This window comes from Pseudofrankia coriaricola (assembly GCF_032027725.1).
Classification (GTDB): domain Bacteria; phylum Actinomycetota; class Actinomycetes; order Frankiales; family Frankiaceae; genus Pseudofrankia.
The window spans coordinates 269578-292886 of sequence record NZ_JASNFO010000001.1; the positions used below are offsets into that span (position 1 = coordinate 269578).

Here is a 23309-nt window from a genome sequence, read left to right on the forward strand (position 1 = left end):
GCGGGGGAGCGATCGCGGGAGACCGAACCAGGGCAGCGCGCCGTTCTCGAAGCGCGTCATCGCGCGGATGCGGTCCGCGGTCAGGCTCAGGACGACGCGTCACCGTCACCGGCCCGCGCCCGGCGCTACCTGGTTGCGGACAGGCCGTTGAGGGTGGCTATGGCATGGGGGAGGGCGCCGATATTGGCGAAGTCGACGGCGACGAAGGTGGGGCGGCGGTCCCGTTCGCGTTCGCAGAGGCCCGCCCGGGCTAGGAGGATGCCGGTCGCGTTGTCGTCCAGTGCCGCGCGGCGGCTGGGGGCGGCCGCGGTCAGCCAGTGGTTGACCAGCAGGAGCTTGGCGTCCGCGGAGCCGCGCTTGACCGTGCAGCTGGCGAGGTCGTCCGGCGTGCGCGCGTCGAACGGGGTGTCCGAGGCGTAGCGGTAGAACGAGCGCAGGAAACTGCCCGGAGTGTCCTGGCTCTCGGTGAAGACCACCAGGCGGTGCCCGGAGGTGATCATCTCCCGCAGCGTCGGCCACTCGCCGCCCGGGTCGGCCGGCGGAGTGAACACCTTGCTCCCGAGCCCGGCCTGCTCGACCGCGCCGATGATCTCGCTGGCCGGGACCTGGTCCTGCAGGATCAGGGTGACGACCTCGGTGGGATTGCGGTCCATCCAGTCGCCGATCGCGCGCAGCTCGGTGGTGAAGTCGAGCGCGCCGAGCTGGCACATGTCATGGCAGAGCCACAACCCGGGCCGGGCTGAGACGGCGCCGCGGGTCAGCGGCTCCAGCGCCGCTCTGGTCGTGGGGTCGAGCGCGTCGAGGGCCCTGCTCACCTCCTCGGGCGTCGTCCAGTGATGGACGTCGAGCAGCAGGCCGCGCACGCCGAGGTCGAGCTGGTGAATGATCGACGGGTCCTGCGACGGGCCGAGGAAACGGTCCTCGCTGTTGGCCATGGCGTTGTGGCTCGCCGCGTAGCTGACCTCGTCGTAGTGCCGGTCACACAGCCGCGCCGACCCCTCGCACACCACGCGCGCGTCCGCCGCCGCGCCGGGGAACGCCGCCCACGTGACGGCGACGATGGCCGGGATGACGACGACCCCGATGGCTGCCAGCCGGCGCCGCCGGGTGTGCCGCTCGAGCCGCGCCGCCGCGGCGGCCAGCAGCGACAGCCCGGCGAGGACCGCGCCGAGTATCAGCATCCAGATGGCCAGGCGCAGGAAGTCGCTCTCGATGCCGCGGTAGGCGGTGGCGCCGAAGTCGGTCAGCACGGCGGCGGCGCCCTTGGGCAGCTTCGAACCGGGGGCGTCGAGGGAGGTCAACGGGTTCGGCAGGGCCAGCCGCATCGCCACCCCCAGCAGCAGCGATCCCACGCCCGCAGCCAGCCCCGCGTAGCCCAGCGCCCGCATCGGCGAGCGGCCGCGGGAGGTCGCCACCGCGGCGACGCCGACGAGACCGCCGAAGATCGCCACCACGCACGCGGCGCCGACCGGGAGCAGCAGCCCGGCGATGTCGTGCAGCCGGTCGATGGCCCGGATCGTCGGTTGGTCGCGCAGGTCCGACAGTGAGACGCCGAGGTTGAGGACGGTGCCGTCCACGAGCCTGCCGCGCAACTGCTGGATCGCCTGGTCGTCCCCCTGGAACAGCGGCGGGCCGAGCAGGGCCAGCGCCCCGGCGATGTCGCCGGACAGCAGCAGCGCCCGCGCCGGCTCCTGCAGCTGCGCCCTGGTCACCGGGTCGAACCGGGCGAGCACCGTGCCGAGTACCAGGTCGGCGTCCTGCGGGCGCAGTTTCATCGTCGGCAGCGACGTGGGCGGGCGGCCGGCGGCGACGTCGTTCAGCGTGGCGATCACGCCGTCGGTGAACGCGGAGACGTTCGACACCTGGTAGGTGGTGCCGGCGCCGAGCTCGCCGGCGAGATAGCGGTTCGCCAGGCCCGAGATGTTGGCGAACAGCGGGCGCATGTCGACGGTGAGCGTGATGTCGTCCGCGTCGCCGCGCAGGTAGGCGACCACCCGGCGGATCTGCTCGTCGGTCATCCCCTCGACCGTCGACGGCGGCAGCACCGTGCGCAGGTTGGCGGTGATCAGCGTCCGGTCGACCGGAAGGCCGGCGAGCAGGTCATCGACGGCGGGGTCGGGCAGGACCTCGGTGTAGACCCGGTCGTAGGCGTGCACGTGGCTCAGGCCCTCGGTGTAGAAGTTCGGGCTGAGCACGGTGGACCGCGCGGTGAGGATCACGACCAGCGGCAGCCAGCAGAGCACGACCAGCGCCGTCAGCGCGACCTGCGCGAGCCGCCGCCGGCCGGTGTCCACCCGACTGCCCGCCCGCTCGCCCGCGGGGCCGCGCCCGCTCAGGCGGGCGGCCAGCCCCGGCCGTTTCCGGGCGCCCTCCATCCCCGCCGTCGCCGGTTGTGGCGCCGTCGTCCCGTCCTGCTCCCCGAGCCGCCGCACGGGCCCCAACCTACCGAGATCCGGACAGTCCGACCGACGCCCCGGTGGAGGCCTTGGTCTCGGGCACCGACGGGCCGCGTGGTGTCACGTGGTGTCGCGTTGCCGACGGCCGGCGCCGGGAAAACTGTTCGGACATTTCGGCTGGTTTCGGTACTGTTAGCGAGTCCTGAGATCAACTGGCTCACCGGGCCTGGGAGAACCGTCCCGGTTCATCGGCCGCTTTAGTCAGCCCAGGGAGGTGCCGTGACCAAGCTGAACCAGATCATCGCGATCGAGAAGGGCGTGAAGGCGCGCGCCGCGCGCGAGTTCGCCGATCTGCAGGGTTCCACGCAGAAGGACGCCCTGCTCGCCGGTATCTCCCGGACCTACCAGCCGCGCGACGAGGACGGTGACCAGCTGCCGGCCGAGGGCACCAAGGTCCAGGTGCGCGTGGAAGAGGTGCTGACGCAGCTTTCCGCGGTTCTGACCCGGCTGTTCGACGTCGTCGCCACCAAGGACATCGCGAACCGCACGGCGACGGCCGATGTCGCCGTCGACGGCACGACGCTGCTGCGTGATGTGCCGGTCACCTACCTGCTTTTCCTGGAGAAGCAGCTGGCCGACCTGCAGGCGTTTCTCGGCAAGCTGCCGGTGCTGGACCCGGCCGAGGACTGGGCCTGGGACCCGGCCGCCGGTGTCTACCGCACGCCGACGACGAAGACCGTGCGCTCCCGCAAGGTGCCCAAGGTGCTCGTCAAGTACGAGGCGACGGAGCACCACCCGGCGCAGACCGAGGTGTTCACGGTCGATGAGCCGGTCGGCGAGTGGTCGACGGTGAAGTTCTCCGGCGCCCTGCCCGCGGACCGGCGCAAGCAGCTGGTTGACCGGGTCGTCGCCCTCGCGGAGGCCGTGAAGGTCGCCCGCGAGGCCGCGAACCAGTTCGAGGTGACCGACCAGACCGTCGGCCGGCAGGTGCTCGACTACCTGTTTGCCCAATAGGCGCCGCATTCGGCCCGTCAGTGGATAAGGTCGCGGGCGGGCCGGAGACCGGTCTGGAGCAGACCGGCCCGCGGTAAACCGACCCCCGCGGTAAACCAACCCACAGTCTCCCGCCTGGAGCGGCGGGACGCGCCCGGCGACGGGCGCGAACGCTGAGACTCATACTCAAGATCATAAAGGATGGTGACAGCGGGGGTTCGATTCCCCTCCCCGGCTCAGGCTTGCCGGGGTAGCCCAGTGGCAGAGGCAGCCGTCAATGAATCTTAGTCTCTCGCTCCACAACTGAAGACAGGCCATATCGCCAGGCCGGCCGACGTCCGGACAATTAAGGTCGAGGTTGCGGGTTCAAGCCCCGCGCGGTGCTCCACCTGCGCCGCTAGCTCAATTGGAAGAGCGCGACCCGTGTGATGCTGACCGGCCGCCAACAAAACGGACTGGCGTGCGCAACATGGCCATCCCTCGGGGCCCGGAGAAGGGTAGTCTCCGGGCTCCACCAATTCTCGAGGACCCGGTGCCGGTCGTCCATCGTGAGCGCCCGCCCGCCGGTGACGGCGAGCAGCCGGGTCACGCCTCCAGCGCGATCCGCGCGAGCGCGTCGGAGGCGGAGCCCTCGATGACGTGCTCCAGCTGGGCCGCGTTGATCTCGCCGACCCGGCCGATCGCCTTGGCGGCGAGGTGCTGCTTCTCGAAGTCGGCCATCGAGTCGAACTCGGCCTCCAGGACCATGTGGTGCAGCCCGCCGAACGCGGGAGCCCACATCCGGTACGGGGTCAGCCCGCCCGCCGCGTAGAGCTCGTTCTTCTCCCGCTGCAGCGCGAGAAACGCCGGCAGGTGGCCGTAGCGCAGCTGCCGGAAGACCTGGTGACGGTAGGAACCCATGGTCGTCTTTCTCCTGAGATCTCCGGGCGGCGCGCGGCCGTCAGGGGGTGTCCATGTGCTCGACGGCGACCCAGCCCTTGTCGAACGGTGTGGTGAAGAAGTTGCGGACCCGCAGATGCGCGATCAGCCACTGCCCGTCGACCCGGGTGAAGTCGTTGTCGTAGGAGCCGGCGATCCAGAGCGGGGTGTTGTCCCGGTAGGTGCAGGCCTGGAAGTACGTCCACCGCCCGCGCGCGGTGTCGCCGCTGACCTGGACCTTCCCCTTGGCGAGGAAGTGCGCGGCGAAGGGCATCCGCGCGACGTTGCGGTCGAACTTCGGTACGAGCGCCGCGCGGCCGACGGCGGCCCAGCCGCGGTTGCCATGCGGGCCGACGCTCTCCCACCTGCCGTCCTCGGCGAACAGGCTGGCGACGGCCTCGCCCTTGCCGGTGGGCAGGTCGGCCGCCTCCATGTAGGCGGCCATGAGCTCCTCGACCGCGAGCTTCGACTCGAGCACGTCGAGCCGTTCGAGCAGCCTTGCCACGTCGGGGGACGCCTGCTCAGGCACCGGCGTCCATCCCCACCGGGCCGCCGCCCGCGGGCCGTGCCTTGTCGAGGACGCGCAGGTAGCGCTCCAGCAGCCACTGGTTGAGCTGCGGGATCGTCGACTCCAGCCAGGACAGCGGGCCGCGTGGCGCATGGCGGGAGGCGTAGCCGCGGTGCAGCGCCCGCGTCGTCTCCTCGTCCTGGTGGATCGCGACCGCCTTGCGGGCGACCTGGGCCGCGTAGGCGTCGGCGAAGCCGGGCTGCTCGACGGCGGCCTTCGGGTACAGGTCGACGCGGCGCAGGTCGATCGTGCCGGGGCCGGTCGGGAGCAGGAACGACATCGACGCGAAGGTCGGCTGGAAGATGCCGAACAGCAGCGGCGGCACGGAGGCGAACATCACCCGGCGGCGCTGCTCGTCGGTCAGTCCCGGGATGAAGGTGGTCATCCGCTCGCCGTCGTTGCCGAGGCTGAGCTCCTCGGACTTCAGGTACGTCGGGTGCATCACCTGGCCGTCCCCGGGGTCGAACACGCCGAACCGGGCGAGCCGGGACGGCGCCGCGTCGTGGGCGTCCTTGTGGACGTAGCCGGTGTGGTAGGGCTCCAGGGCGTTGTCGTGGTGCAGCTTCCAGTTCCAGGTGAGGCCCTCGCGCAGCGTGGCCGGCATGGGGACCAGCTCGTCCAGGCCGAACGTGGACAGCTCCTCGTCCAGCTTCGCGAGCGTCGGCGCGAGCGGCGCCGCGTCCGGGTCGAAGGTGACGAACACCAGGCCGTGGAAGACCTCGGTGCGTATCCGTGGCAGCCGGATCTCGGCGCGCAGCCGCTCCAGCGGCACCGTCTCGCGCATCGACGGCGCGGCGACCAGCGAGCCGTCCAGCTCGTACTGCCAGTTGTGGTACGGGCAGACGAGCCGGCCGCCGGGCAGGCACGGGGCGGCCGCCTCCCGCGCGCCCAGCCCGTCGAAGATCGCGTGGCCGCGGTGCTGGCAGATCGCCGAGAGGACGTAGACGTCACCGGCGGCGCCGCGGACCATATCGGCTGAGGGGTCCGCGGCGGCGCGAGGCTCCGCCATTTTCGCGCCGCCACGGACCATGATCAGCGGTTCGTCCAGGACCTTGAGCGGCAGGTGGTTGCCGGGCTCCGGCACCTCGCCCACGTGGCCGACGCACAGCCACTCCCTGGCGAAGATCGCCTCCTTCTCGAACTGCCAGAACTCCTGGCTGGTGTAGACCTCCCTGGGCAGCAGCCGGGCGGTCGCGATCGGGTCCGCGCAGTGCTCGATGTCGCCGAGGATCTCCGCGGCGCGGTCGAGCACGCGCTCGTCGAGCGAGATGGTCATGGTCCGGTGCCTCCTTCCCCACCGACTGGCGGGCCGGCACCCGGCGTGCGTCGAGACGTTCGGCGCTCCGGGTGGTCGGCGGCCAATCGGCGGGGACCCCTCGGGATGGTCAGGGCAGAAAGTGCGGGTTCAGGACGCCTTGAGGCCGATGCCCGCCTGGACGTACTCGTTGGTGAAGAGGTCCGCGGGGGTGAGGCCGGACTTGATCGGCTTGCCCTGCTTGTCGAAGATCGGCGTCAGGATGTCGATCATCTTCTGGACCCGGGTCGTGTCGAACCGGCCGAGGGTGCCCGTCGAGTCGTTCGTGACGAGCTTGCGGTCGACCATGGTCTTGACGGCGTAGGCGTCGAGGCCGGCGCTGGTCTGCCAGAACTCGCCGATCTCCGCGTTCATCTTGTCGATGCGGTCGGTCATCGGCTTGGGGTTGGCCAGGTAGTCGACGGTGGACTGCTGGACCATCGGGATGAACTTCTTCAGGCACTCGCTGTACTTCTTCGCCACGTCCGGGCGCATCGAGAAGGAGCTCGCGTAGTTCACGTAACCCGAGTCGTAGACCAGCAGGTCCTTCACCGGCTTGTTCCAGTTCTTGGTGTCGAACTGGTACTTGTACGGCTCGCTGCTGGCCAGGCCGGACTGGACGATGGCCCCGTCGGCACTCACCCAGCGGTCCGCGCCGCCCTGGTAGGAGCTGTCGACCTGGCTGGACTTCAGCTGGCCGGAGCCGACCAGGTAGTCCATGTAGGTCGAGCCCTCGAAGTAGAGGACCTTTGTGTCGGTCCTGCCGATGTCGGCGATGGTCTTGAAGTCGTAGTGGCCCGGGTCGTACATGAGGATCTGCGGGTCCTTGTCGAAGTAGCTCAGGACCGCGACCGTCGGCTGCTTCTCGGAGTTCTGGATCGCCTCGTCGGTCGCCAGCAGGCCGGCGAACAGCGAGTCGTCCTTGTACAGCTGCGCCGTCACCTGGTCATTGCCCGTGAGCGGGCCGCCGGCGCGGACCTCGACCGTGATGCCAGTGTCGCCGAGCGGGCCGGAGTAGACGCCCTTGGTGGCGTCCATCTTTCCGTTCGGGCCGATCAGGTTGTAGATACCGCCGTACTCTGCCTCCGGGAACCAGCTGGTCTGGATCGCGATCGTGCTCGGGCAGATCCCGGACAGCGAGCCAGCGGCGGCGGGCGCCGCGGCCGTGTCCGAGTCGTCCCCGCCACAGGCCGCCAGGGTGAGGGCCAGCGCGGTGGCCGCCGCCGCTGGCATGAGGCGTCGTGATCTCATCGTTCTCCTGTTTCCGAGCAGTGCGGGGGAATGAGGCGGTGGTGCGGTGCGGTGCGGCGCCGCGCTGCGCCGGGGAGATCGGGAGCTAGCTCGGCTTGCGCTGGGCGGAGGCGTGCCAGTTGCGCAGCACGTACTTCGTGACGGCGGTGTTCAGCAGGAACAGCGCGAGGCCGAGCAACGAGGAGCAGAAGATCGCCGCGTAGAGGCGCTCGGTCTCCAGCGCGTTGCGGTAGATGTCGAGCAGCCGGCCGATGCCCGGCTGGCCCTGGCGGAAGAAGAAGTCGGCCACGATCGCGCCGATCACGGCCAGGCCGCCGGAGGTGCGCAGGCCGGTCAGGATCCCTGGCAGCGCCGCGGGCAGCTCCAGGCGCCACAGCCGGGCGAGCCGGCCGGCCTTCATCAGCGCGAACAGGTCGCGCTGCGACGGCTCCACGGACTGCAGCCCGAACAGCGTGTTGGTGATGATCGGGAAGAGCGAGAGCACCGAGCAGATCAGGATCCGGCTGGTCAGCCCGAACCCGAACCACAGCCCGACCAGCGGCGTCATCGCGAGCACCGGCAGCGTCTGCAGCGCCACCGCGTACGGGTAGATCGAGCGTTCCACCCAGCGGGTCTGCGCCATCAGCACCGCTACCGTGAACCCGACCGCCGACGCGATCGCGAACCCGGACAGCGCCACCTGGGTGGTGTTGCCCAGGCCGCGCAGAATGTCGGAGAAGTTGCCCCAGTCGAGGAACCCGACCCGGATCACCTCGTGCAGCGGCGGTAGCAGGAACCGCCGCCGCGGCGTGAGCGCGACGTAGGAGACGAGATACCACAGGCCGCAGAACGCGGCGAACACGGCGACCGGCGGCCCGGCCGTCGCGGCTGTGCGGCGCGGCCAGGACGTCTGCCCGCCCGCCAGCGCGGGCTCACCCACGGCGGGCCTCGCGGCCCCGGCGGCCGCCTCGGCGCGCGGGCTCACCGCGGCCGCCTGGGCGGCAGAGGGCGTCGTGGCCGAGGGGGTTGTGATGGTCATTCGGCTCCTCCTCGCAGGCATTCGCCGATCTGTCCGGTGAGCGCCGCGAACTCGGCCTCGGCCCGCAGCCGGGGAGTCCGCGGGTAGGGGAACGGGACCGCGAACTCGCCGATGATCCGGCCGGGGCGGGCGGACATCACCACCACGCGGGACGACAGGAACACCGCCTCGGCGATCGAGTGCGTCACGAACAGGCCGGCGAACCGCGACCCGCTGAAGATCCGCAGCAGCTCGCCGTTCAGCCGCTCCCGGGTGATCTCGTCGATCGCGCCGAAGGGCTCGTCGAACAGGAACAGCCGAGGGTCGAGGGTGAGGGCGCGGGCGAGGCTCGTACGCATCCGCATGCCGCCGGACAGCTGGTTCGGGTAGCGCTTCTCGAATCCGGTGAGCCCGACCATGTCGATCGCCGCCTGCGCCTTGCGCAGCCGCTCGCTCTTGGGCTCGCGACGCAGCTGGGAGCACAGCGCCACGTTGTCGAGCACGTTGCGCCAGGGCAGCAGCGTCGGGTCCTGGAAGACGTAGGCGATGTGGTCGTCCGGCGCGGTGACGGAGCCGTGCGTCGGGGCCTGCAGGCCGGACGCGATCCGCAGCAGCGTGCTCTTCCCGCAGCCGGACGGGCCGACGATCGAGACGAGCTCGCCCGGCGCGACGTCCAGGCTTACCTGGTCGACGGCGTGCACCCCGCCGCGAAACACCATGTCCACGTCGTGGAAGCTCAGTACCGGCGGCTCGGCGGGCCAGCCGGTTGGCTGGCGCGGGATGGTGACCTGGCCGGTCGCGGGCGGCTCCCCCGGGGACCGTTCGTGGGCCTGCATGGTCATGCGACGCTCCCTCTCAGGACGCGGGCGGTGTCGGGTGCGGCGGCCAGGGCGTCGGCCGTGGCCCGTGGGCCCCCGGCGGCCACGGCGGGGCGCCACCGGGCGGGCCGGGGGCCGGCCGCGAGCCCAGCTGCTCGAGGACGGCGACGACCGACCACATGGTCAGCGTCGACGTGCGCCCGCCCGAGCCCGCGACGGTCTCGTTGACGAACTCGAACCGGTAGCTGCCGACCGCGGTGTCAGCGGTGATCTCGTGACGGGTGCGGGTCGCCGCCGGGTCCGCGACGACCACCACCCGCACGTCGTCCAGGCCGCAGGTGGCGCTCGCGAGCGTGACCGCGACGTTCGCCGTCCTTGGGAAGCGCAGCGCCGCGGCCCGAGCGGTGCCGTCGAAGACCACCATGGGCTCCCGGTCGCCGTCGCCGTCGCTCGCGCTGGCGAGCGCCTCGGGGCGCTTGGTCGTGGTGAGCCGGACGGCCGCCGGGCCGCCCGCGCGGACCGCGGCGCGCAGCGTGTCCAGCCCGCCGACCGCGCCCGCCGGCACCAGCCAGCGGCTCCCACCGGTCTCGGCGGCCGCGGCCAGGCCCGCGGCCACGGCGTCGTCGGCGAGCGCTGCCGGGCTGCACATCACCAGGTCGACCCCGGCGGCGAGCACCGCCGGGCCGTACGCGCCGAGCGCCGCCACGCCCGCCGCCTCGACGACGACGTCGGCGCCTTCGGTCAGCAGTGCGGCGGCGCCGGCTGGCGCGTCCCGGGAGGTGACGACCGCGGCGAGCGCGCACCCGCGCACGTCTCCGGCGGCCAGTAGGCCGCGCAGCGGCGCCCCGATGCCGCCGGCGCCGAGCAGCGACACCCGCAGCGGCCCCTGGCCTCGCGGAGGTCTCGTCATGTCACACCCCCACCGCGGTCGCGCCGATGCCCGGGTCGGCCGCGCCGACGAGCGCGTCGCCACCCGCCCGGCCGACGACGACGTGCGCCGGCCGGACCGCGGTCGCGGTCTCGTCGGCCCACACCGTCCCGGTGGCGGTCGTGCTCCAGCGGCGGGTGGTGAGCACCCGGTCGAGCGCGTGCCCGAGGACGGCGGCCGTCGGCAGCCCCCGCCCGGCGCCCGACTCGTGGGCGTCATCGGCATCGATACGGTCGAGCAGGCCGGTGATCACCTGCGCGTTCCAGGCGACCTGCTGCTCGCCGCCGGGGGTCGCGCCGAACAGCGTCGGTCGCCCGTCGCCGTCGCCGCCGGCACCCAGCGCCCAGGCGTGCAGGGTGGTCGGCGGGCGGCGGCCGGGGGCCGGTCCGTCCGGCGCGCCGGGCCGGCCGAAGCCGCGCCCCGCCCGGTTGGACAGCACGAGGTCGTACTCGTCCACGATCAGGCCGCTGCCGAACTGCGGGAATGAGTTCGAGTGGACGATCACCACGATGGCGCCCTCGTCGTCGGTGGCGCCGACCACCGACGTGCCCTCGATCACCGACGTGCCCTCGACCGAACCGGCGGATCCGGTGGCGGTCGCGCGCGCCGGGGCCCGGCCGGCCGCGGGTTGGGCGGTCGCGCCACCAGGCGCCGCCGGCGTGGCGGTGCCGCGCAGGCGGCGGACCGCCGACCGCGCCGCGGCGGCGAGGTCGCCGCCGCGATCGGCCTCGCGGAGCGCGCCGAGCAGGGCGGGGCCGTAGGTCGGCGCGGGGGTGGCCCACACGGTGCGCTCGCCTGCCGTCCCGGTGACGGCGTCGGCCCACTCGGCACGGGCGGCGGCGAGGTCCGCGAGCGTGAGGACTCCGCCGGCGCGCCGCACCCGGGTGACCAGGTGCTTGCCCGGCTCGCCCGCGAACAGCGCGCCGCCGCGCTCGGCGAACTCGGTGAGCAGCCGGGCGAGGCCCGGCAGCCGCAGCCGCGTCCCCGGCGCGAGCGGCCCGTCCGCCGGCCGGTAGCGGCAGCCGTCGGGGGCATGGGCCCGCAGCAGGTCGTCCGCCTCGGCGGCAAGCGCCGCGCACAGCGTCGACCAGGCGACCCCGCGCTCGGCGAGCTGGATGGCCGGAGTGGTCAGTCGCTCGAGGCCGAGGCGGCCGAGACCGGCAAGCGCCGCGTATCCGGCGGGCGCGCCGGGGACGCCGACGGAGGGCCCGCCGGTCGTCGCCTGGCCCGCGAGCCCGGCCGCGGCCGGGCCGATCGCGAGCAGGGCACGTGGCCGGTCCCAGCCGGGCAGCCAGGCGAGCGCCACCAGGTCGCCGGCGAGGCCGCATTTCGGCGGCATGAGGACGGTCTCGGCCAGCGCCGCGGTCACCGCGGCGTCGACGGCGGTGCCGCCGTCGAGCAGGGCCTGGCAGCCGAGGACCGCCGCGGTGCGGGCGCCGGCACCCACGACGCCGCGGGCGCCGAACACCGCGACAGGCGTCGTGGGCGCGGCGGCGATGGTCATGACGGCCTGATCGCCTGGTTCGGGCCGTAGGAGATCCCCTGAGTGGGCCCGTAGTGACGGAGTTCGATGACGTTGCCATCCGGGTCGGTGACGTAGACCAGGTCAGCCTCGCCGCGCGCGCCCCAGCGCCGGAAGGGACCGGCGATCTTCCCGAACTCCCCGGACTCGACCAGCGTGTACGCGTCGAAGGGCTCGACCTCGAGGCAGAAGTGCGCGAGGTTCTCGCCGGTTCGCTCGGCGCGGCCGTCGAGGTCGATGACGACGCCCGGTCGCACCTCGACCGACGGGAAGGGGACTTTGCCCGCGCGGTACTCGTCCACCCGCAGCGGTCGGAGTCCGAGCCTGCCGGTGTACCAGTCGAGCGACCGCCAGACATCGGCGACATACAGCACGATGTGATCAAGGCCGAGGACCGATATGACGCGCGATGCGTTCGTGCTGGTAGGAGCGCTGACCATACGGATACTGTATCCGTACATTTGTTACCGATTGTGATGGGCTTTGTTAAGCGTCTGTGACGAATCCCCAGTTCACGCCTGTTTTCGGGCATTTGTGGGCCGGGCCTCGGTGGCTTGGGTACGGCTGGGTCGGCCTCGGGGCATGTCCAATGGATACAAACTGACGGGTCGGTCGGGTGGTCACGGCCGGTCCAGGGTGGTGTCGGTGCCCGCGAGCGGCGGCCGGCCCGCCTCGGCCTCCGCGTCCGCCATGGCGGCCGCCGTCGCGACGACGGCGGAGACGATCGCGGCGTACCCGGTGCAACGGCACAGATGGCCGACCAACCGCTCACGCACGGCGTCCGGGTGGGCGAGCGCGGCCGGGGCCACCCGCAGGGCGTGGGACAGCGCGACGACCAGGCCGGGAGAGCAGTACCCGCATTGGGTGGCGCCAGCCGCCGCCAGCCGGGCGACCAGCGCCGGGTCGGCGGCGGTGCGCGCGGTCGCGACCGCCGCTCCGTCCGCCCGCCCGGCCGGCACGAGGCAGGCCGGGACCGGTGAGGCGTCGAGCAGCACGACGCAGCTGCCACAGTTTCCCGCCCGGCAGCCGGCGGGCACCGGCGCGCCCGCCTCGTCGAGCACGTCCAGCAGCGAGGCACACAGCGGCGCTTCGAGAGCGTGGCCGGTGCCGTCGATCTCCAGGCGCACGGTGACCCCGGGCTCCGCCACGGCCGTCGTCGCGGTGGTCATGGTCGCGTCAGTCATGATCGCGTCAGTCATGGTCGGGCCTCCCATGGCAGCGTCGGTGGCAGCGGCGGGCCAGCGCGCGTACGGCGGTGGCCAGGTACGCCGGGTCCGCCTGGCCCGCGGGTGCGTCCGCCGGCAGTCCGGCGGCGGCCGCCGCGGCGAACTCCTCGCCCGCCCCCGCGTCGAGCAGCAGGCGCTCGGCCGCCGCGCGGCGGGCCGGCACCGGCGCCGTCACGGTGACGATGTAGACCCGGGGCCCGTCGTCGAGCAGTGCGACGGCGACGGCCGCCAGCGTCGGCGCGGCGGCGGGCCGCACGGCCACCCGCGCGTAGGCGAACCGGTGTGGCACGGCGACCGTGAGCGCCACGGCGAGCTCCGCGGCCTCGGCGAGCCTCCCCGGCACGGTGACCAGCGCCGGGACGTCGACCGTCCGGCGCGCGCCGTCCGCGTGCGCGACCTCCACCTCGCCGGCGAGCGCCGCGAGCGGCGCCGCGAGGTCGTGCGGGCGCTGGAAGAGATTCCCCAGCGCCGTCGCCCTCGCGCGCACCGCCGGTGTCGCGAAGCCGCGCAGTGGCAGGCGGTCCGGGCCAAGCGTCGGTTGCGCGGCCAGGCGTTCGGCGGTGACCAGCGGCCCGAGCCGGATCCGGCCGGCCGCCTCGTCGAGCGCCGCAACGTCCCGGACGCCGGCCAGGTCGAGCAGCGCGGCCGGCGGCCGCCCGCCGGTGGCCAGCGCCGGTGTGGCCGCCGTGGCGCCGGCGAGGACGAGGGCCCCCGGGTGCTCGGCGCGCGCCGACAACGCCTCGGTGAGCGTGGCGGGACGCAGATACACGTCAGACCCCCACCGCGTGCGGCACGGCGACGGGCTCGGCGAGCAGGTCGGCCGGGGCGGCGGGCACGGCCGCGACTGGACGGCCGCTCGCCGCGCGCAGCGCCGCCGCCACCGCGGCCGGCGACGAGGCGAGCGAGCCCTCGCCGACACCGCGGATCCCATGCGGCAGCCGGTCGTCGGGGTGCTCGATGACCACCGGGACGATCTCGGGAACGTCGAGCGCGGTCGGGACCAGATAGTCGGCGAACCCGGCGGCTGTGGCGACGCCGTCGGCGTCGACGCGTATCTCCTCGGTGAGGGCGAGGCCGGCGCCCTGTGCCGCGCCGCCGACGAGCTGGCCGGCCAGCTGCGTGGGGTTCACGGCCCGGCCGACGTCCTGGGCACCCACGAGCTGGACGAGCTCGGCCGTGCCGAGCTCGGGATCCACGTCGACGACGGCACGGTGCGCGGTCAGCTGGAACGTGATGTGGATGTCGCCGCGGCCGGTCGCCGGGTTGACCGGCTCGGTCGCCGGCAGGGTGTACGACTCCCGGACCTCCACGGTCTCGTCGCCGAGCACGGCGGCGAGCAGATCGGTCAGCGGGCCAGTCGCCGGCCACCGGCCGTCCGGTCCGCCCGCGGCCGGCCAGCAGGGCAGGCCGTGCGCGTGGGCACGGGTCGTGAGCTCCGCCAGTAGCCTGCTCGCGGCCGCGGCGGCCGCGCCGCCGGAGGCCATGGTCTGGCGGCTCGCCTTGCTGCCGCCGCTCACGGGCGCGTCGGTGCTGGGAGCCTCGGCGCGCAGCGGGACGGGGCCGAGCTGCTCCTGGACGATCTGGCGCAGCGCGGTGCCGATGCCCTGGCCGACCTCCGGCGCCGCGCTGACGATCGTCACACCGTCCCGGTCGGCCCGCAGGACGATCCCGGCGCTGTCCGGCCGGCCGTCGCCGAGCCCCGCGCTCTTGATCCCGAGCGCGACCCCGACCCCGCGGCGCCGCCCCGGCGCCACCGGCCTCGCCGGCATCGGGGTCGCGAGACAGGCAGCCAACACCTCGGCGGGACCGGCTGTCCCGACGAGCGGCTGCCCCGACGTCGCGAGCGGCTCCCCGGGCACGAGCAGGTTGCGTCGGCGCAGATCTACCGGGTCGACGCCCAGCTCGCGGGCCAGCAGGTCGACCGTCAACTCGATCCCGAACGAGGCCTGGGTCGCGCCGAAGCCGCGCATGGCGCCCGCGACCGGATTGTTCGTCCGGACAGCGGTGGTCGTGACGTCCACGTTCGGGACCTGGTACGGGCCGGCGGCGAAGAAGTGCACGATCCCGACGACCGGGGTGGACGTGCTCGCGTACGGGCCGCCGTCGAGCACAATGCCGGCCCGCAGCGAGACGAACGTGCCGTCCGGGCGTGCCGTCAGCTCGTAGTCCATGATCGCTGGGTGTCGGCTCGGATGCGCCTGGAACGACTCGGCGCGCCCGTAGACGGCCCGGACGGGCGCGCCGGTGAGCACCGCGGCCAGGCAGAGATGGATGTGCAGGGTCATGTCCTCCCGGCCGCCGAACGCGCCGCCGACCCCGGCGAGCTCGACCCGGACCGCCTCGGGCGGGACGCCCAAGGCGGCGGCGATCTGGTCCCGGTCGTGGTGCAGGTCCTGGGTCGCGACCCACAGCCGGACGCCGCCGCGCCCGTCCGGCACGGCGAGCCCCGCCTCGGGCGCCAGGAACGCGGGGTCCTGCCGGCCGGTCCGCCAGCGGGCGCGCACGGCCACCGGGCCGCGCGCGCCGTCGCCGTGGCGCAGCCGGCGCCGGAAGATGACGTTGGGGCTGACGGCGCCGTCGGCCGCGTGCGCGCCGTGGACGTCGCCGCCGGGCGCCGCGTGCGGGTGGCCCGCGGGCACGACGGCCGGCGCGCCTGGGGCGAGCGCGGCCAGGGGGTCGACGAGCGGCGGCAGCGGGCGCAGCAGCGGGCGCACCAGCGCGGCCATCCGCCGCGCCGCCCAGGGAGTGGTCGCGACCGCGAACGCGATCGGCTCGCCGTGGTGGCGGACCTCGCCCTCGGCGAACACCGGCTGGTCGCGCACCTTCACCCCGACCAGCCGGGCGCCGGGCACGTCGGCCGCGATGATCACCCGCATGGCGCCGGGCACCGCCAGCGCCGCCGCGGCGTCGACCCCGAGCAGCTCGGCTCTGGCGACCGGGGAGCGGACGGTGACGCCGTACAGCTCGGCCGGCGCCGTCACGGCGGCGTTCTCGCCGGGGCTGTCGGCGGTGGCTCCGGCGTGTCGCGCCTGGTCACCGAGGCGAGAGGGCGCCCGGCGCCCAAGGACGTCGCGTGCGCGCAGGTCGGTCGCGTATCGGAACCGGCCGGTGAGCTTCGCCACCGCGTCCGCCCTGGTGTCCGGTGCTCCGATTCCAAAAGTGGCCCGGGCGGCGTGGGCAGGCGCCGCCTCACCGGTCGCCGCCTCACCGGTCGCCGTCTCTGGGCCCTGTCCGGCGCGACCCGTGGGTCCGGGTGGCACGGTTCCGCCTCCTTCGCTCGTCCCGTTGCGTCGCCGCCGCTCGCGTCGCCGCGGAGGTCCTTGGGGACGGCACGCGGGGCCGCTGTGCGGAGGTCCCGCCGGCCCCCGCCAGAGATGTGTCACCTTGGGTGATTGTTCGGGATACTGTATCCGTCACGGTCGCGTCGGACTACCGTGCGGGGGCGACTGGCGCGGGCCTGACCGTAGCCGCGAAAGATTACGGATACGTGTCAACGATGGTGCGGGCCAGGGGAAGCCGGGTCTCGTCCCGCCCACTTGCCTGGCCGTGCCCAGGAGAGTGGGCGGCCGGGGCTGGCCCACGTACTTGTATCCAAATGGCATACTCGCCTGGCCGGCTGGTCGGCACCGGGTGCTGGCCGGCCGCGTCAACGGAGTCGTCTCCGGCTGCGCGAGGCTTCGCCGTCGTCGCTCAGCCTTCGGCGGTCGTGGGGAGGACACGTTGTCGATCGGGGAGAGCCACCGTCCGCTGCGGGACACGGTGCTCGACGAGCTGCGCGGGCGAATTCTGGACCGCAGGCTCCCGCCCGGCACACGGCTGACCGAGACGTTCACGTCCGAGCTGCTAGGGGTGTCCCGGCTACCGGTCCGTGAGGCGTTTCGCCGGCTGGAGTCGGAGGGGCTGGTCGAGGCGCTGCCGCGCCGTGGAGTGCGCGTCGTCGAGCGGCCCGTGCACGAGCTGGCGACCATCCACGAGATCCGGGTGAACCTGGAGCTCATGGCCGTGCGGCGCGCCGCCGCCCGCCACGACGCCGAGACGGTGGCCGCGCTCGAACGGCTGCTGGCCGACGGTGCCGCCGCGGCCGCCGACGGCGACAGGGCGGCGCTCGAACGACTCAACGGCGAGTTCCACGATGTGCTCGCGCGCGGCTCCGGGTCCCGGGTCCTCGCCGACGTGCTCCGCTGGGTGCGCAACCAGTCGCACCACCTGGCCGGCGGCTGGGTCAGCCCGGCCGACCTGTCCTGGGAGGAGCACGCCTCGATCGTGCGGGCGGTGCTCGCCGAGGACGCCGAGATGGCGTCGCTGCTCATGCGCCGCCACCTGGAGGCGCGCCACGCCGTCCAGGCCGCCGCCGTAAGCTGACGCGGTCTGGTCAACCGCCTGGTAGACCCGCCGAGCGGCCGTGCCGGCGGCCGGCTGGCGGGTGGCGGGTGGCGGGTGGCCGCACGGCCAGTACCACGACCAGTACATCGCGAGACATGCCACAAGGTGGTACTTGAGGTACGGGGTATCTTCCGGTATGTCCGACCTGGCGGTACCTGGGCCCGTCCGCCAGCCGTCCTCCAGTCAACGCGGACAGGTCGCGTCGTCCGCCCGAAAGGCGGCCGACAGCCGATGTCCACGCACCGGTCGATGCATCGCACTCTGATCGTCGCGGACAAGTTCCCGCCGGTGCTGGGCGGGATCCAGACCTTCGCCTACGCCTTTGCCGCGACGCTGCCCGCGGACAAGGTCCTCGTCGTCGCGCCGCCGCACCCCGACGCGCCCAAACTGGACGCGGACGCGCCCTTCGAGATCATCCGGCATCCGGCGGCCCGGCTGCGCCTGCCCGGGGTGGGGCCCGTCATCGGCCGGATCGCGCGTGCCGAGGGCTGCACCGCCGCCTGGTTCCCGGCCGGCACACCCCGCGGGATGATCGCCCCCGCGCTGCGCCGAGCAGGCGTGGAATGGGTGGTGTCGTCCACGCACGGGCATGAGTACGGATGGTCGCAGCTTCCGTACGGCTGGTCCCTGGTACGGGCGATCGCCTCGCGGGCGGACGTCGTCACCCACCTGACCGACGTGACCCTGCGCCGCCTGCGCAAGGTCGCGCCCGCCGGGACCCGCTTCGAGCGGCTGACCGGCGGCGTCGACGTCGAACGGTTCCAGCCCGGCGCGGGCGGCGAGGACATCCGCCGCCGGAATGGCTGGGGCGACCGGCCTGTTGTGACCTCTGTCGCCCGCCTGGTGCCGCGCAAGGGCCAGGACGTCTTGATCAGGGGGCTGCCGTCGGTGTTGCGTGACCATCCGGACACGCTCCTGGTCGTCATCGGCCGGGGGCGCAACGCGGGCCGGCTGCGACGACTGGCGGCGAGCGCCGGGGTCAGGGAAAATGTGGTCTTCGCGGGCGCCGTCCCCGAAGGGGACCTGCCCGCGTACCTGGACGCGGCGGATGTGTTCGCGATGCCGTCGCGGCCCGCCAAGCTTGGACTGGACCTGGAGGGACTCGGACTGTCGTCGCTGGAAGCCGCCGCGGCGGGCAAGCCGGTGATCACCGGCGCCGCTGGGGGCGCACCCGAGGTCGTGATCCCCGGTGAGACCGGGCTGGTCGTCGACGGTACCGATGTGTCCGCGGTCGCCCGCGCCGTCGGCGAGCTGCTCGCCGACCCGGACCGCGCCCGCCGCATGGGCGCAGCCGGCCGCGAGTTCATGACGTCGGCCTGGACCTGGGAGTACCTCGGCGGCCGGCTCGCCGCGCTGCTGACCGGCCCGTCGTATGCCTCCGTCCTCGCGGGCGGCCCAGCACCGGGGCCCACCCGGCCATCCCCGGCTCCCCTGCCGACCGCTCCGTCCTCGCCGCGCCGCACGGACGGCGCGACGGCGCGATGAGCGAACCAGCTGAGCGAGAGGACGCGCCGGCGCCTGCGTCGGCGACGATTCTGCTCGAGTCCTCGTCGCCCGAAACCCAGCCTCCAGAATCCCCGTCTTCAGAAGTCCAGCTGCTGGAGGTCCAGCTGCTGGAAGTCCAGCTGTCAGAAGTCCAGCTGCCGGAAACCCCGCCGTCCGGGACGGAGCTGCCCGAGACGACGCCCGCGAGCTCGCCGTCGGCGGCGAGGTCCCGCCGGTCTCGGCGGATCATGGCTGCGCTCAGCATCGTCGCGCCCGCCGTGGGCGCGACGTGGCTCGGGACCCACCACGAGGAACTGCGGGCGGCCTTCCTGGCCTGCAAGCGGGCCGACGGCGAGTGGCTGCTGGTCGCGGTGGTGGCCGCGTGCGCGACCTACTTCGCCGCGGCGGCGAGCATGAAGGGCGCGGTGACGCGCAAGCTCCCGTTCGGCCAGCTGCTCGCCATCCAGATCGCCGCGATCCTGCCGAACGTGCTGGTGCCCGCCGGCATGGGCGTCGCCGCCCTGCAGACCCGTTACCTGCTCCGGCGCGGCCTGACGATGGCCGAAGCCGTCGCCTCGACCGCCGCGAACGCGACGGCCGGCGCGATCCCGCATGCCCTGATGTTCGTCGTGCTCCTGTTCGCCGGGGCGGTCCCGCTGCCGCACCTCGCGTTCGGCGGGAGTACTCGCTACTTCGTGGTCGCCACCGTGGCGGCGGCGTTCGTGGCGGCGTGCGTGCCCAAGGTCCGTCGGGCCGTCGGCCTGGGGGTACGCCGGCTCGTCGAGCACCGTGACCTGCTGGCCGGCTCGGGCAGCACCAGGCGGGCCGTGCTGCTGTGGGGAGGCTCGATCGCGATCCCGATGCTGCACGCCGCGACGCTGTGCGCGATCGCGGCCGCGCTGCACGCACCGCTCGGCCCTGGGAAGATCATCGTGGTCTACCTGGTGGCGAGCGCGCTGTCGGCCGTCATCCCGTCGCCCGGTGGCTTCGGCGGGCTCGACGCCGCCCTGACCGCGCTGCTCACCGGCGCCGGCGTGCCCACCGCGACGGCGATCGCCGCCGTCCTCGGCTACCGCCTGCTCACCGCCTGGCTCCCGCTGGCCCCCTCCGCGGCCGTCTGCGGCGTCCTCATCCGCACCCGCGTCATCTGACGAGATCTGACGAGTTTGTGAGCCGGGCACAAGGCGGGTCCGCGCGCGGGGCCGGAGGGTCTGGGGCGTGAACGGGATCGACGCGCTGCTGACGGCCGGGGCCGGCCTGCTGGCCGGTGGCGTCAACGCGATCGCGGGCGGCGGTACGCTGATCGCCTTCCCCGCGCTGCTGGCCGCCGGGGTGCCGGCCGTCACCGCCAACATCACCTCATCGGTCGGGCTGGTCACCGGCTATGCGGGCGGCGCGCTGGGCTACCGGCGCGAGCTCGCCGGCCAGACGGCGCGGCTGCGTGCGCTCGGCCCGGCCGCGATCCTCGGTGGCGCCGTCGGCGCCGTGATCCTGCTGGTAACGCCCAAGGGCGCGTTCAAGGCGGCCGTCCCGTTCCTCGTCCTGCTCTCGTGCGCGCTGCTGGCCAGCCAGACGAAGCTCGCCGGCGTCGTCGCCCGCCGCCGTGCGGCCAGGACCACCGTTCCGGCGACGGTAGGGGCGCCTGCCACGGCCGACGCGGCGGCTCCGAGCACCCCGCCAGGTGGCCCCACGGCCGGCGCGGCGACGGCCACCGTGGAGACCACCGCCACTGTGGAGACCACCGCCACTGTGGAGGCCGCCGCCGCCGAGGCCACCACGTCGGCGGCGGGCGCGCCCGCCGCGCATCCGGTCACCTGGCCCACGCGGGTCGGGATCTTCCTTGCCGGCGCCTACGGGTCGTACTTCGGGGCCGGTCTGGGCGTGCTGCTGCTCGGCGTGCTCGGGATCCTGCTGGTCGACGACCTACAGCGCACGAACGCGCTCAAGACGCTGCTGTCGTTCATCGTCAACATCGTCGGGGTACTGATCTTCCTCGCGAGCGCCCAGGTCGCCTGGGCCTTCGCCGGCATCCTCGTCGTCGCCTCGGCCGTCGGCGGCGTGCTCGGCGCCCGGGTCGCGCGCCTCCTGCCCGCCATGGTCCTGCGCGCCGGCGTCATCACCCTCGGCGTCGTCGTCGCGGTCGTCCTGTTCGTCCGCGGCTTCTGACTCTGACGGCCGTCCCTGGCCGGATCACGAGCGGGGCCGGCGCGCGGGTTCAGGCTCCGCCAGCGGGCCGCGCTGAGGTGGCCCGCTGGCCTCGAGGGCCTCGGCCTCCTCGTCGGTGAACAGCCGGGACCTGGTCAGGAAGCGGTAGCCCTCGGGCGCCTCGAGGCTGAACCCGCCTCCGCGGCCGCGTACCAGGTCGATCGTCAGCCGGGTGTGCGCCCAGTACGCGAACTGGGCGCCGCCGATGTAAACCGGCACGGTGGTGCCGGAAGGCGCCGAGGCGGCGGCGACGCCGGGCGGGTCGGTGGAGCCGCCCCAGGCAGCCGGGTCGGCGAGGCACGCGGGGTCGTCGAGGTCGAGGACGCCGAGCAGGACGTCGTCGGCGCCGACGAGGAACTCCCCAAGGAGGTAGCACATCGGCGACGACCCGTCGCAGCACCCGCCCGACTGGTGGATCATCAGTGGCCCGTGCGCGGAGGTCAGCGACCGCAGCATCGCCGCCGCCGCCGGCGTCGCGTCCACCCGCAGTACCTGACCCATGGCGACCTCCCATGCCTCGCCGGCTCCGTGTTCCGGTCCCCGTCGGCCCCGCCCCGCGGTCATTGCCCGGAGCCGGCCGGGTCCTTGCGCACCGGCCGGCTCCGGGTGCCGGTGGTGGCGGAACTAGAAGAAGCCCATCGCCTTCGGTGAGTAGGAGACGAGCAGGTTCTTCGTCTGCTGGTAGTGGTCGAGCATCGCGCGGTGGTTCTCCCGGCCGATCCCGGACTGCTTGTATCCGCCGAACGCGGCGTGTGCCGGGTAAAGGTGGTAACAGTTCGTCCAGACGCGTCCGGCCCTGATCTCCCGGCCGGCGCGGTAGGCCGTGTTCTGGTCGCGCGTCCACACGCCGGCGCCCAGGCCGTAGAGCGTGTCGTTGGCGATCGTGATGGCGTCCGCGAAGTCGTCGAACGCCGTCACGGCGACGACCGGGCCGAAGATCTCCTCCTGGAAGATCCGCATCCCGTTGTCGCCGGAGAAGATCGTCGGCTGGATGTAGTAGCCGCCCGACAGGTCGCCGCCGAGCTCGGCGCGCTCGCCGCCGAGCACCACGCGGGCGCCCTCCTTCCTGCCGATGTCGATGTAGGAGAGGATCTTCTCCAGCTGGTCGGTGCTCGCCTGTGCGCCGATCATGGTGTCGGTGTCCAGCGGGTCGCCCTGACGGACGGCCTTGGTCCGAATCGCGGCCGCGTCGAGGAAGTCGTCGTACATCGAGCGCTGGATCAGCGCCCGGCTCGGGCAGGTGCACACCTCACCCTGGTTGAGGGCGAACATCGTGAAGCCCTCGAGCGCCTTGTCGTGGAAGTCGTCGTCGGCGGCGGCGACGTCGGCGAAGAAGATGTTCGGGCTCTTGCCGCCGAGTTCCAGGGTGACCGGGATGAGGTTCTGGCTGGCGTACTGCATGATCAGCCGGCCGGTGGTCGTCTCGCCGGTGAAAGCGATCTTCGCGATCCGCGACGACGAGGCGAGCGGCTTGCCGGCCTCGACGCCGAAGCCCTGCACGATGTTGAGGACGCCCGGTGGCACCAGGTCCTTGATCAGGTCCCAGAGCACGTTGATGGACGCGGGTGTCTGCTCGGCGGGCTTGAGGACGACGGCGTTGCCGGCCGCGATGGCGGGCGCGAGCTTCCAGACGGCCATCAGGATCGGGAAGTTCCACGGGATGATCTGCCCGACGACGCCGAGCGGCTCGTGGAAGTGATAGGCGACGGTGTCCGCGTCGAGCTCGGACAGCGTGCCCTCCTGCGCGCGGATCGCGCCCGCGAAATAACGGAAGTGGTCGATCGCCAGCGGGATGTCGGCGGCGAGCGTCTCGCGGACCGGCTTGCCGTTGTCCCAGGTCTCCGCGACCGCCAGCCGCTCGAGGTTCTGCTCCATCCGGTCGGCGATCCGGTGCAGGACGAGCGCGCGCTCGGCGACCGAGGTGCGGCCCCAGGCGGGTGCGGCGGCGTGCGCGGCGTCCAGCGCGAGCTCGACGTCCTCGGCGGTCGAGCGGGCGACCTCGCAGAAGGTCTCGCCCGTGACCGGGGTCGGGTTCTCGAAGTACTGGCCGCGGACCGGCGGCGTGTAATCGCCACCGATGACATTGTCGTACCGCGACGCGTAGCTGACGGCGGATCCGGGTTGGCCTGGACGGGCAAAGACGGTCATCGCGCGCCCTCCTGGGTGGAGATCATCGAACGGTGAGGACGCTAGCCGCGGCAACGTTGCAAACCCGTTGCCGCAGGTGTGCCCGCCGGCGGGCACACCTCGGTGCCAGAGGGCGCTGGCGCGCCGGTGTGCGCGGCGTAGTGTGACCTCCGTCATAGTGCTCTGGGTGGCGGGGTC

Annotated in this window: 20 protein-coding genes; 5 read left to right on the plus strand and 15 right to left on the minus strand. The window is 73.3% G+C overall.

Annotation, left to right across the window (positions count from 1 at the left end):
- Positions 1-125: 125 nt before the first annotated feature.
- A complete protein-coding gene (locus QOZ89_RS01110) occupies positions 126-2432 on the minus strand; it encodes a phosphoinositide-specific phospholipase C-related protein (RefSeq protein ID WP_397428650.1) in 2307 nt (768 codons plus the stop codon).
- 243 nt (positions 2433-2675) lie between these two features.
- Between QOZ89_RS01110 and QOZ89_RS01115 the strand changes: the two genes are divergently transcribed.
- A complete protein-coding gene (locus QOZ89_RS01115) occupies positions 2676-3410 on the plus strand; it encodes a DUF7873 family protein (protein ID WP_312622710.1) in 735 nt (244 codons plus the stop codon).
- A 564-nt stretch (positions 3411-3974) separates the two neighbouring features.
- On the opposite strand, the gene QOZ89_RS01120 is transcribed toward QOZ89_RS01115, so the two are convergent.
- The 12 genes from QOZ89_RS01120 to QOZ89_RS01175 form a co-directional block, all read right to left on the minus strand.
- Positions 3975-4289, minus strand: a complete 315-nt coding sequence (locus tag QOZ89_RS01120) for a hypothetical protein (protein WP_071052265.1) — start codon at positions 4287-4289, stop codon at positions 3975-3977.
- Between the two features lie 40 nt (positions 4290-4329).
- Positions 4330-4836: a nuclear transport factor 2 family protein gene (locus tag QOZ89_RS01125; RefSeq protein WP_312622711.1), complete on the minus strand. Its 507-nt coding sequence runs from the start codon at positions 4834-4836 to the stop codon at positions 4330-4332.
- Positions 4829-6151: an aromatic ring-hydroxylating oxygenase subunit alpha gene (locus QOZ89_RS01130; RefSeq protein ID WP_312622712.1), complete on the minus strand. Its 1323-nt coding sequence runs from the start codon at positions 6149-6151 to the stop codon at positions 4829-4831. Before QOZ89_RS01130 ends, QOZ89_RS01125 begins: the two co-directional genes overlap by 8 nt.
- Positions 6152-6280: 129 nt before the next feature.
- Complete coding sequence (locus QOZ89_RS01135; protein WP_312622713.1) at positions 6281-7420, minus strand: substrate-binding domain-containing protein; 1140 nt, start codon at positions 7418-7420, stop codon at positions 6281-6283.
- A gap of 85 nt (positions 7421-7505) precedes the next feature.
- Positions 7506-8438 carry an ABC transporter permease gene (locus tag QOZ89_RS01140; RefSeq protein ID WP_071052269.1) on the minus strand — a complete coding sequence of 311 codons (933 nt, stop codon included), beginning with the start codon at positions 8436-8438 and terminating at the stop codon, positions 7506-7508.
- A complete protein-coding gene (locus QOZ89_RS01145) occupies positions 8435-9259 on the minus strand; it encodes an ATP-binding cassette domain-containing protein (protein ID WP_312622714.1) in 825 nt (274 codons plus the stop codon). The genes QOZ89_RS01140 and QOZ89_RS01145 overlap by 4 nt, the downstream gene beginning before the upstream one ends.
- 13 nt (positions 9260-9272) lie before the next feature.
- Positions 9273-10145 (minus strand): aspartate dehydrogenase domain-containing protein, encoded by an 873-nt coding sequence (locus QOZ89_RS01150; RefSeq protein ID WP_116271740.1) that lies wholly within the window; start codon positions 10143-10145, stop codon positions 9273-9275.
- Between the two features lies 1 nt (position 10146).
- A complete protein-coding gene (locus QOZ89_RS01155; RefSeq protein WP_312622715.1) occupies positions 10147-11667 on the minus strand; it encodes a gamma-glutamyltransferase in 1521 nt (506 codons plus the stop codon).
- Entirely contained in the window at positions 11664-12146 is a 483-nt protein-coding gene (locus tag QOZ89_RS01160) for a VOC family protein (protein ID WP_312622716.1), read from the minus strand. The genes QOZ89_RS01155 and QOZ89_RS01160 overlap by 4 nt, the downstream gene beginning before the upstream one ends.
- Before the next feature lie 159 nt (positions 12147-12305).
- Positions 12306-12884: a (2Fe-2S)-binding protein gene (locus QOZ89_RS01165; protein ID WP_157910594.1), complete on the minus strand. Its 579-nt coding sequence runs from the start codon at positions 12882-12884 to the stop codon at positions 12306-12308.
- The gene (locus QOZ89_RS01170; RefSeq protein ID WP_071052279.1) at positions 12877-13680 is read right to left on the minus strand and encodes an FAD binding domain-containing protein; all 804 of its coding nucleotides are present in this window, start codon (positions 13678-13680) and stop codon (positions 12877-12879) included. Before QOZ89_RS01170 ends, QOZ89_RS01165 begins: the two co-directional genes overlap by 8 nt.
- A gap of 1 nt (position 13681) precedes the next feature.
- Positions 13682-16171 carry a xanthine dehydrogenase family protein molybdopterin-binding subunit gene (locus QOZ89_RS01175; RefSeq protein WP_312622717.1) on the minus strand — a complete coding sequence of 830 codons (2490 nt, stop codon included), beginning with the start codon at positions 16169-16171 and terminating at the stop codon, positions 13682-13684.
- 460 nt (positions 16172-16631) lie between these two features.
- Here QOZ89_RS01175 and QOZ89_RS01180 point away from each other — a divergent pair, with 460 nt between their 5' ends.
- The 4 genes from QOZ89_RS01180 (at position 16632) to QOZ89_RS01195 (ending at position 20945) form a co-directional block, all read left to right on the plus strand.
- Positions 16632-17273 (plus strand): GntR family transcriptional regulator, encoded by a 642-nt coding sequence (locus QOZ89_RS01180; RefSeq protein ID WP_071052281.1) that lies wholly within the window; start codon positions 16632-16634, stop codon positions 17271-17273.
- A 270-nt stretch (positions 17274-17543) separates the two neighbouring features.
- Positions 17544-18779, plus strand: a complete 1236-nt coding sequence (locus tag QOZ89_RS01185; RefSeq protein ID WP_071052304.1) for a glycosyltransferase family 4 protein — start codon at positions 17544-17546, stop codon at positions 18777-18779.
- A complete protein-coding gene (locus tag QOZ89_RS01190; protein WP_312622718.1) occupies positions 18776-19930 on the plus strand; it encodes a lysylphosphatidylglycerol synthase transmembrane domain-containing protein in 1155 nt (384 codons plus the stop codon). The genes QOZ89_RS01185 and QOZ89_RS01190 overlap by 4 nt, the downstream gene beginning before the upstream one ends.
- Before the next feature lie 67 nt (positions 19931-19997).
- On the plus strand, positions 19998-20945 hold the full coding sequence (locus QOZ89_RS01195) for a sulfite exporter TauE/SafE family protein (protein ID WP_071052283.1): 948 nt from the start codon (positions 19998-20000) through the stop codon (positions 20943-20945).
- 24 nt (positions 20946-20969) lie between these two features.
- Here the strand turns inward: QOZ89_RS01195 and QOZ89_RS01200 are convergent, their stop codons facing one another.
- Both QOZ89_RS01200 and adh read right to left on the minus strand, forming a co-directional pair.
- Positions 20970-21485 carry a DUF779 domain-containing protein gene (locus tag QOZ89_RS01200; protein ID WP_071052284.1) on the minus strand — a complete coding sequence of 172 codons (516 nt, stop codon included), beginning with the start codon at positions 21483-21485 and terminating at the stop codon, positions 20970-20972.
- A gap of 123 nt (positions 21486-21608) precedes the next feature.
- Positions 21609-23132: an aldehyde dehydrogenase gene (gene adh, locus QOZ89_RS01205; protein WP_071052285.1), complete on the minus strand. Its 1524-nt coding sequence runs from the start codon at positions 23130-23132 to the stop codon at positions 21609-21611.
- Positions 23133-23309: the final 177 nt, after the last annotated feature.